At 42.5% G+C, this 9667-nt stretch carries 8 protein-coding genes and 1 pseudogene; 8 read left to right on the plus strand and 1 reads right to left on the minus strand.

Annotated elements, in window-relative coordinates; translation table 11 throughout:
• Positions 1–13: 13 nt before the first annotated feature.
• Complete coding sequence (locus L650_RS0117220) at positions 14–1450, plus strand: sigma-54 dependent transcriptional regulator (protein ID WP_029773879.1); 1437 nt, start codon at positions 14–16, stop codon at positions 1448–1450.
• Positions 1451–1741: 291 nt separating this feature from the next.
• Here L650_RS0117220 and L650_RS0117230 read toward each other — a convergent pair whose 3' ends face one another.
• The gene (locus L650_RS0117230) at positions 1742–2332 is read right to left on the minus strand and encodes a DNA-3-methyladenine glycosylase I (protein WP_029773880.1); all 591 of its coding nucleotides are present in this window, start codon (positions 2330–2332) and stop codon (positions 1742–1744) included.
• Positions 2333–2463: 131 nt separating this feature from the next.
• Here L650_RS0117230 and L650_RS0117235 point away from each other — a divergent pair, with 131 nt between their 5' ends.
• The 7 genes and pseudogenes from L650_RS0117235 to fliI all read left to right on the plus strand — a co-directional run.
• Positions 2464–3576 (plus strand): sensor histidine kinase, encoded by a 1113-nt coding sequence (locus tag L650_RS0117235; RefSeq protein ID WP_029773881.1) that lies wholly within the window; start codon positions 2464–2466, stop codon positions 3574–3576.
• The gene (locus L650_RS0117240; protein ID WP_029773882.1) at positions 3573–4997 is read left to right on the plus strand and encodes a sigma-54-dependent transcriptional regulator; all 1425 of its coding nucleotides are present in this window, start codon (positions 3573–3575) and stop codon (positions 4995–4997) included. The genes L650_RS0117235 and L650_RS0117240 overlap by 4 nt, the downstream gene beginning before the upstream one ends.
• Positions 4998–5170: 173 nt before the next feature.
• A complete protein-coding gene (gene fliE, locus L650_RS0117245; RefSeq protein ID WP_004588289.1) occupies positions 5171–5503 on the plus strand; it encodes a flagellar hook-basal body complex protein FliE in 333 nt (110 codons plus the stop codon).
• 20 nt (positions 5504–5523) lie between these two features.
• On the plus strand, positions 5524–7239 hold the full coding sequence (gene fliF, locus L650_RS0117250; protein WP_029773883.1) for a flagellar basal-body MS-ring/collar protein FliF: 1716 nt from the start codon (positions 5524–5526) through the stop codon (positions 7237–7239).
• Positions 7232–8272, plus strand: coding sequence for a flagellar motor switch protein FliG (gene fliG, locus L650_RS0117255; RefSeq protein ID WP_004588291.1), 1041 nt, complete (start codon positions 7232–7234; stop codon positions 8270–8272). Before fliF ends, fliG begins: the two co-directional genes overlap by 8 nt.
• 3 nt (positions 8273–8275) lie before the next feature.
• Positions 8276–9085, plus strand: coding sequence for a flagellar assembly protein FliH (fliH, locus tag L650_RS0117260; protein ID WP_029773884.1), 810 nt, complete (start codon positions 8276–8278; stop codon positions 9083–9085).
• 18 nt (positions 9086–9103) lie between these two features.
• Positions 9104–9667 (plus strand): annotated as a pseudogene (gene fliI, locus L650_RS0117265) (flagellum-specific ATP synthase FliI); the annotation flags it as partial.

The raw sequence follows: 9667 nt of genomic DNA on the forward strand, positions 1-9667 counted from the left end.
TGGCTCGCTAACTATGATCTTGATTTTAGATAATAATAATAACCGTGCAATAGGATTACATGCATCACTTACCTTTATTGGGGAAGCTGTGCAGCTGCTTAACGAAAGTGATTTTGAACAAGTATGCAATAAGTATCAACAGCAAGAATGCATTGTTATTTTAGGCGCATTACAAAGCTTAGATCATGAAAGCTTAATTAAACGCTACCCAACCCTGCCTTTTTTATTAATTGGTGAAACGCTTAAACCCCTCCTTAGTATTGCAAATGTTGTCGGTTTAATTTGCGAGCCGTTTAATCACGAAGTAACCACACAGTTATTACACGACTGCCAACAGTACCAACGTATGCTTCCTGGAAGTCACAAGCATCATAAGCCACATAAAACATTTGATGGTTTAGTAGGGGAAACTGACGCGGTTAAAAACGTACGCTTTTTGATAGAGCAAGTGGCTAAAACCGATGCAAACGTGCTTATTTTAGGTGAGTCGGGGACGGGTAAAGAAGTGGTTGCGCGTAATGTACATTTATTATCTAAACGCAATACGGGGCCATTTGTACCAGTAAACTGTGGTGCTATTCCAGGAGAGCTTCTTGAAAGTGAGTTATTCGGTCATGAAAAAGGGGCGTTTACCGGCGCTATTTCTGCACGTAAAGGGCGGTTTGAATTAGCGCAAGGCGGTACGCTGTTTTTAGATGAAATTGGTGATATGCCACTGCAAATGCAAGTTAAGCTACTTCGCGTATTACAAGAGCGTAGCTACGAGCGTGTAGGTGGCACAAAAGCGATTCAAGCAGATGTACGTGTTATTGCCGCTACCCACCGCAACCTTGAGGAAATGATTGAAAAGGGCAGCTTTAGGGAAGATTTATATTACCGTTTAAATGTATTTCCTATTGAAAACCCGTCACTTAATGAGCGTGCTGACGACATACCTTTATTACTTAAAGAGCTAATGCGCCGTGTTAATGAGCAAAGTGGTACGTCGGCTAAATTTACAGAGCGCGCAGTTGAGAGTCTCAAAGAACATGCTTGGCCTGGTAATATCCGTGAGCTTGCTAATTTAGTGGAGCGCATGGTGATTATGTTCCCTGAAAAAGTAGTGGATGTACCCGATTTACCTAATAAATACCGCTACATCGAGGTAGATGCCTACGAGCCTGAATACCCTGAAGAGCTACTTGAAAAAGATGCCTTTAACGATATTTTTAGCTCAGGTTTTAGCGATTATGATAATGAACCAGAGCCTGAATTTAGCCAACAGGGATCTGGCGTATTACCCGAAGAGGGCATTGAACTTAAAGAGTATTTAGCCGAGCTTGAAATAAGCTTAATTACCCAAGCGTTAGAGCGTTTTGATTACGTTGTTGCGCGCGCCGCAGAAATATTAGGTGTAAGGCGTACAACACTTGTCGAAAAAATGAAAAAGTACAATCTGTCACGAGATTAGCAGTATGCAAATGCTGATAGGTTTTCGTTATTTATTATTCATTTTTGAGGAATTAATTTACGGGCTTTGCCCGTCACGCAAGCAAGCTTGGCGTCTACAAGATAAACGCAAACTTAAACTTTGACGGTAGACGCTGAGCTTGCTCGTGTAAAAGCGCAGCTTTTAATTATTTAGACCCAAAAGAACGAGGTTAAATGAGAAACCACAGTTAGCTTACACGTTACTGCTCTAAAGCGAAGCGTCTCTTATCCTCTTTGTGAACAGATCACTTTTATGGTAATAAATCACTTATCAACCAAAAGCCTTTATAATTTCTTCTTTTCTAAAACAATCATTACCATGATCGTTTACCATGCCACAGGCCTGCATATGTGCGTACACCGTTGTAGGCCCTAAAAACTTGAAGCCTCGTTTTTTTAAATCTTTTGCAAATGCTTTTGACTCTTCGGTCATTGCAGGAGCGTCTTCATCACTATTTACATTATTAATAATTGGTTTATTGTCCACAAATCGCCATTGATAATGACTAAAGCTGCCAAACTCTTTTTGAATTTCGATAAACCGTTGAGCATTATTAATGGTGGCAGCTATTTTTAATCGGTTACGTACTATGTTCTTATCTTGCATTAACCGCTCTATATCATCGGCTGTAAAGTTAGCCACTTTTTGCACATCAAAATTGGCAAATGCTTTTTTATACCCTGCACGCTTTTTTAAAATAGTGTACCAACTGAGTCCCGCTTGTGCTGATTCTAGCGTAATAAATTCAAATAATAGTGTGTCATCATAAAGGGGCACCCCCCATTCTTCATCATGGTATTTCACATAGTCTGGTTTTGTGGTGTCGAGCCACGCACAACGGCATTTATTTTGCTCACTCATTATTATTCCTTTTTTGTGCGTCATTTTTTTGTTACGCGTTATTGTAAGCTAACTAAATGAAAAATATATAAAATAATTTTGGTATAAATTCTGCATTAAGCCCTGTATCTACATCATTAAGAGATTTGATTATGGCCCTTGCGAGTGTACTTAAACCACAGTTTATTACTGCAAATCAGTATAACCCATGTTTACTTCAAGAAGAGTACATTGGTGAATTAAGTGATTTAAGACAACAAGCAAGTTGGCTGTCGCACTTAGTTGATACCATGCCAGCAGGTGTTGTTGTACTTGATGGCAAAGGCCTTATTGCAAAAGCCAATCAAATCGCGATTGATATGTTAGGTGAGCCGCTCGAAGGAGAGAAATGGTTTAACATTATTCAACGCTCTTTTCGTCCCCACCAAGATGATGGACATGAAGTGTCGCTCAAAGACGGCCGACTTATAAAACTTGATATTACTGCACTTGCGCCAGAGCCTGGTCAGCTTATATTAATGACCGATTTAACAGAAACCCGTCGTTTGCAAAAGCGTGTTGCACATATGCAACGTTTGAGTGCGCTTGGTAAAATGGTGGCATCGCTTGCGCACCAAGTGCGTACACCGCTTTCTGCAGCTATGTTATACGCGGCCAATTTGGGCTCTAAAAAGCTACCTGAAACATCACGCGATAACTTTCAAACCAAGCTTATGTCACGTTTAAAAGATTTAGAAACCCAAGTTAATGACATGCTACTTTTTGCTAAAAGTGGCGAGCAACAAGTGGTTGAGCAAGTCTCTATGCAGCAACTTTTAAACGAAGTAAAACTTGGTGCCGATGCTATGGTGGCTTTAAATAACAGCGAACTTGCTGTTGAGTTACCAGAGCCAGATATAGAAATCACCGGTAATAAAACTGCGCTGGCCAGCGCTATTCAAAATCTTATTCACAATAGTATTCAAATTATTGGCAGCCAGGCAAAAGTGACCTTAAAAGCACAGCGAGATAGTAGCGAACCTGACACCGTACGTATTAGCGTATGCGATAACGGCCCTGGGGTAGAGCTGAGCCAAATAGAGAAAATTTTTGAACCGTTTTATACCACTAAAAGCCAAGGTACGGGGCTTGGGCTTGCTGTAGTAAGTTCTGTGGCAAACGCGCATCAAGGACGTGTTGAAGTGGTTAATAATGCCAATGGTGGTGCATGTTTTAGTTTATTGCTGCCCATATGCACGACCTCAATGCAGGAGAAAACAGCATGAGCAATACAATACTGGTAGTTGAAGATGATGCAGGCTTAAGAGAAGCACTCATAGACACGTTAGAAATGTCAGGTATTGCCTGCGTTGCAGCGCAAAGTGCTGAGCAAGCCATGATCCAATTAAAGAAATCTGAGTTTTCGTTGGTTGTAAGTGATGTGCAAATGGGCGCGATGAGCGGCCTAGATTTGCTCAGGAGCATTAAGCTTAACTACCCAGAACTTCCCGTATTAATGATGACAGCTTACGCAACGATTGATGATGCCGTAGAGGCAATGCGCTTAGGTGCAATTGATTATATGGCTAAACCATTTGCCCCTGAGGTGCTTTTAAATATGGTTAGCCGCTATTTACCCGAAAAACCAAAAGACACTGATGGCCCAATTGTAGCCGACCCCAGCAGTATTCAACTATTAGAACTTGCAAGTAAAGTGGCTCGCTCAGATGCAAGTGTAATGGTGCTTGGCCCTAGCGGCTCAGGTAAAGAGGTATTAGCGCGATATATTCACGATAAATCAAACCGATGCGATGCGCCTTTTGTGGCAATTAATTGCGCGGCTATTCCCGAAAATATGCTTGAAGCCACCTTGTTTGGCTACGAAAAAGGCGCCTTTACTGGTGCAATACAAGCGTGCCCAGGTAAATTTGAGCAAGCCCAAGGTGGTACTATATTGCTTGATGAAATAACAGAAATGGACTTAGGGCTGCAAGCTAAACTATTAAGAGTATTACAAGAGCGTGAAGTTGAGCGCTTAGGTGCGCGCAAAACAATTTCACTCGATGTGAGAGTGCTCGCAACCAGTAACCGCGATCTTAAAGAAGCTGTTGCAGATACTAAGTTTAGAGAAGACTTATATTATCGCTTAAATGTATTCCCATTAATGTGGCGACCACTTAGTGAGCGCCCAGGCGATATAATTGTATTGGCTAAGCATTTAATAGAGCGCCATTTAGTTAAAAATAAAGAGCCGTTAGCAACGCTTGATAGTGATGCCGAGCAAAAACTATTGAGCCATACATGGCCAGGTAATGTGCGCGAACTTGATAATGTAATTCAACGTGCGCTTATTTTGCGAACGGGCAGTGTAATTGGCGAGCAGGCTATTTTTATTGAAAATTTAATGCAAGCGTCAAGCACCACTGCGCCTACTCAGGTTATAGCGCCTGAGCAAGAGAGTACTCCCAGTGACGCATATTATGATGACAAAATAACGCCTGTAGAGGCGAGTAGCTCACTGCCGAGCGTAGATACTGGCAGCTATAAAGATGAGCTAAAAGATAAAGAGCATAAAATAATTTTAGAAACCCTCGCGCGTTGCCAAGGCAAACGTAAAGATGTTGCACAAACACTTGGCATCAGCCCGCGTACTTTACGTTATAAACTCGCACAAATGCGCGATTTAGGTATTTCACTACCCGCATAAACTAACTCTCTCTTCTGTACATAACCCTAAACTAACCACGCTTAGTTTAGGGTTGTCAAATCTCTGACTCTTAAAAATAATAGTTAACTGTATGTTATTAAAGGTTTATTTTTATGGCACGCTTTGTGCTTTAATCCCTTTATGAACGTTAACTGCATTTGCCAGAGAAAATTATGAAAATTCAAAACAGCGCGTTATTCCAAGAAATGCAATCAATGGCCTTAGAAGCAGGCCATACAAATCAAATTAATAAGCTACCCACGCAAGCTCAGCCAACGTCATCGGCTCAATTTGGTGACTTACTAAGCGATGCATTAAATACGGTTAATGGCCTACAACAAGATGCTAAACAAAAAGTCGTGGCTGTTGAAATGGGTGACAGAAGTGTATCGCTTGCTGAGGCAATGATTGCTTCGCAAAAATCATCAGTGGCATTTGAGGCTACAGTACAAGTAAGAAATAAACTTGTTGAGTCATACCAAGAAATTATGAACATGCCTGTTTAAGTAGGTAGTGGAGAATTATTGTGGCGCAATCTAATCAATCAACAGATCTTGCTCTTGCTGGCGGCGGTATTGACCAAAGTGAAGACAACGAGCAACAAGAACAAAAGTCGGGCTACTTAAGCGCCTTAAATGGGGTTGATGTGCTTCGCCAAGTTACCCTAATTATTGCGCTGGCTATTTGTTTAGCTATTGCCATATTTGTGATTATTTGGGCGCGCCAACCCGATATGCGTCCGCTTGGCAAAATGCCTACAGAAGAGCTGATCCAAACACTTGATTTTTTAGATGCACAAAAAATTGACTACGAGCTAGACGGCAACGTTATTTCGGTTGATGAAAGCGAGTATCAAAACATTAAATTATTGATGGCGCGTGAAGGCTTAGAGCAAGGCCCTACCTCAGGCACCGATATCATAATGCAAGATATGGGTTTTGGTGTGAGCCAACGGCTCGAGCGTGAGCGCTTAAAGCACGGTCGCGAGCAACAACTTGCCCGCACTATAGAAGAACTAAACAACGTTACTCGCGCTAAAGTTTTATTAGCCATCCCAAAAGAAAACGTATTCGCACGCAGAGAGAAAAAACCATCAGCCACAGTGGTATTGACTCTTAAACGTGGCCGTACGCTTGATGGTGAAGAGATTGATTCAGTCGTTGATATGATTGCCTCTGCAGTACAAGGGCTTGAGCCTTCACGTGTTACGGTAACAGATCAAAATGGCCGCTTACTTAATTCTGGCTCACAAGACTCATTAGCAGCACGTTCTCGTAAAGAATACGACATTGAAAGAAAACGTGAGCAAGAGTATCTAGAAAAAATAGACAGTATTCTTATTCCTGTGGTCGGCTTGGGTAACTACACGGCGCAAGTTGATTTAAATATGGACTTTAGCTCAGTAGAGGAAACACAAAAACGTTACAACCCAGACTTACCAGCAGTTAGAAGCGAAACCACATTTGAAGAAAACAACATAGGTGGCTTAGCGGTAGGTATTCCTGGGGCACTGACTAATCAGCCCCCTATGAATTCAACTATTCCAGAAGTGGCAGGCCAAAGTAATGCAGGTACGGCAACCAACCCAAGTCGAGTACATAAAGAGGCCACGCGTAACTTTGAGCTAGACACCACCATTTCGCATAAGCGTCAACAAACAGGCGTTATTCGCAGAATTAGCGTATCGGTAGCTGTTGATTATGTGCCCAAAGTAGGTGAAAACGGCGAAACAACCATGGCACCGCGCTCAGTAGAAGCTTTGTCAAATATACGTCGCCTATTACAAGGTGGGGTGGGTTTTGATATGCAACGTGGCGATGCATTAGAAGTGGTAACCGTACCATTTGTGCGTGAAGCAGTTGATTTAGACTTAGAAGTACCGCTGTGGGAACAAGATTGGTTTATGAAAATCATCCGTCTTGTGCTTGGCGCCTTAGTTATTATTGTATTAATTATGGCGGTTGTTAAGCCTATGCTTAAGCGCTTGATCTACCCAGATGATACGCTTGAAGAGTACGACGAAGATGCATTAAGCTCAGGGGTTGATATTGGCGATAGCACGCTAGATATGCTAAATAAAGACTTTGATTCTGCTGCTGTTGGTTTCTCAAGTGATGGTACACTGCAGCTGCCAGACTTACATGGCGACGAAGATTTACTTAAAGCGGTAAGAGCACTTGTAGCGAACGAACCGGAACTCTCATCACAAGTAGTGAAAGCGTGGTTAACAGAAGATGACTGATCAAGAACAAAAACAACTCCCGCCAGCATTTGATGTTGACAAGTTAGATGGCGTAGATAAAGCCGCGATTCTTTTATTGAGCTTATCTGAAGAAGACGCAGCGCAAATCCTAAAGCACTTAGAGCCTAAGCAAGTGCAAAAGGTAGGCATGGCTATGGCTGCGCTGGATGACTTGTCGCAATCTAAAATTAGCGCAGTTCATAATTTATTTATAGAGCAAATACAAAGCTTTAGTACTATTGGCTTCCAGTCAGAAGACTTTATTAAAAAGGCGCTCACCGCCGCATTAGGTGAAGATAAAGCAGCTAGTTTAATAGACCAAATTGTAATGGGCTCGGGCGCTAAAGGCTTAGATTCACTTAAATGGATGGACTCAAAGCAAGTTGCCAATATTATTCGTAATGAGCACCCGCAAATTCAAACTATTGTTTTATCGTATTTAGAGCCTGAGCAATCGGCAGAAATCCTAGCGCAATTTCCTGAAAAAGTGCGCCTAGATTTAACTATGCGTATTGCTAATCTTGAAGAAGTGCAACCTGCAGCATTACAAGAACTTAACGAGATTATGGAAAAACAATTTGCCGGCCAAGCAGGCGCACAAGCCGCTAAAATGGGTGGCTTAAAAGCCGCGGCAGATATCATGAACTACCTAGATACAAATGTTGAAGGGCAGTTGATGGACTCTATTCGTGAACACGATGAAGAAATGTCTCAGCAAATTCAAGATCTTATGTTTGTATTCGAAAACCTTATGGATGTAGATGACCGCGGTATTCAAGCCATACTACGTGAAGTACAGCAAGACGTACTCATGAAAGCAATTAAAGGCACTGACGAAGCGCTTAAAGATAAAATTTTGGGTAATATGTCTAAACGTGCTGCTGAAATGCTTGCCGATGACTTAGAAGCAATGGCACCGGTTAGAATAAGTGAAGTAGAAGCGGCCCAAAAAGAAGTGCTTTCAACAGCAAGGCGTTTATCTGATTCGGGTGAAATTCAGTTAGGCGGCGGTGGCGGCGAGGAGTTCCTGTAAGCTATGTCTAAATTAAAAGGTCGCCCTTTACATGCAGATGAAGCTGATGAGCTTTTAAAAAACTGGCCAATACCTGATGTTGCGCCTGATGAGCGTAGTTTTGGCAATCGTTCAACGGCTTTTGGTACACCGCTTTCTGATTTGTATAAAAAAGAAGTTGAAGAAGAAGCAGTAGAGGACGAGCAGCCGCAAGAGCCTGAACTGCCTTCGTTAACTATGGCAGAGCTTGAGCGCATTAGGCAAGATGCTTATGAGGAAGGCTTAAAGCAAGGGCACGAACAAGGCTACATAGATGGCTTTGAAAAAGGGGTTGGTGAGGGCAAAGAAGCAGGTTACAAAGAAGGCGTAGAGCTTGGTAAAACACAAGGCCAAGAAGACGTTAAGCCGTTAATAGAAGAGCAGTTAACCAGCTTGCGTAGCATAATCGGCAACCTCAGCGCTCCGCTTGATAAAGTGGACGAACTGGCAGAAAAGCACTTAGTGCAATTAGCGGTTATGTTGGCTGAAGCTATCACCTACCAAGAAATTAAAACATCACCCGATGTTATTTTACATACGCTTAAAAAAAGCATAGATGCATTAAATACTGAGCAAGAAAAAGTTCGTGTGCATTTAAACCCAGACGATTTAGAGCTGGTAAAGCAAAGCTATGGTGAGCAAACTATTGCAGATAATAATTGGCAGCTAATTGCAGAACCCACACTCGAGCGCGGCGGTTGCGAAGTTAAAACGCCACAATCGTCTTTAGATATGACCCTAAAAACCCGTGTCAAAGAAACGTTGGATAGCTTTTTGCATAATAGCGGTATCTAATCTTTTTTGTGGCGTGTTATGGCAGCTCAACGTGCACCTCTAAGCGAACGCTTAAATCAATACCAACACCATATCGCAGCGTTCAAACCTGCTGTAGCGGGTATTTTAACCCGAGTCGTCGGGCTAACTCTTGAGGCGAAAGGGCTGCGTGCGCCTGTTGGCAGCCAATGCAAAATAGAAACTATGTCGGGCTTTGTGGATGCCGAGGTGGTGGGCTTTAGTGAGCAAACTCTATATTTAATGCCTAATGACCACATTTCCGGTGTGTTGCCTGGTGCACGTGTTATTCCACAAGTAAATGATACAGGTTTACCCGTTGGTATGAGCTTACTGGGCCGTGTAGTGGATGGCTTAGGCCGCCCCCTTGACGGCCTGGGGAAAATTAACGCCGAACACTATTTAAAGTTTGCACAAAACCACATAAACCCCCTCGCTAGAAGACCAATCAGCCAACCTATGGACGTAGGTGTAAGGGCTATAAACTCAGTGATTACTGTAGGGCAAGGCCAGCGTATGGGTTTGTTTGCAGGCTCTGGTGTTGGTAAGTCAGTACTCTTAGGTATGATGACCCGCGGCAGTGAA

Source organism: Pseudoalteromonas sp. TB51 (assembly GCF_000498055.1).
Lineage (GTDB): Bacteria > Pseudomonadota > Gammaproteobacteria > Enterobacterales > Alteromonadaceae > Pseudoalteromonas > Pseudoalteromonas atlantica.

Bases quoted from the DNA above. Each gene is read 5' to 3' on its own strand.
- L650_RS0117220 (WP_029773879.1), top strand. From the start codon at position 14: ATGATCTTGATTTTAGATAATAATAATAACCGTGCAATAGGATTACAT.
- L650_RS0117230 (WP_029773880.1), bottom strand. From the start codon at position 2,332: ATGAGTGAGCAAAATAAATGCCGTTGTGCGTGGCTCGACACCACAAAA.
- L650_RS0117235 (WP_029773881.1), top strand. From the start codon at position 2,464: ATGGCCCTTGCGAGTGTACTTAAACCACAGTTTATTACTGCAAATCAG.
- L650_RS0117240 (WP_029773882.1), top strand. From the start codon at position 3,573: ATGAGCAATACAATACTGGTAGTTGAAGATGATGCAGGCTTAAGAGAA.
- fliE (WP_004588289.1), top strand. From the start codon at position 5,171: ATGAAAATTCAAAACAGCGCGTTATTCCAAGAAATGCAATCAATGGCC.
- fliG (WP_004588291.1), top strand. From the start codon at position 7,232: ATGACTGATCAAGAACAAAAACAACTCCCGCCAGCATTTGATGTTGAC.
- fliH (WP_029773884.1), top strand. From the start codon at position 8,276: ATGTCTAAATTAAAAGGTCGCCCTTTACATGCAGATGAAGCTGATGAG.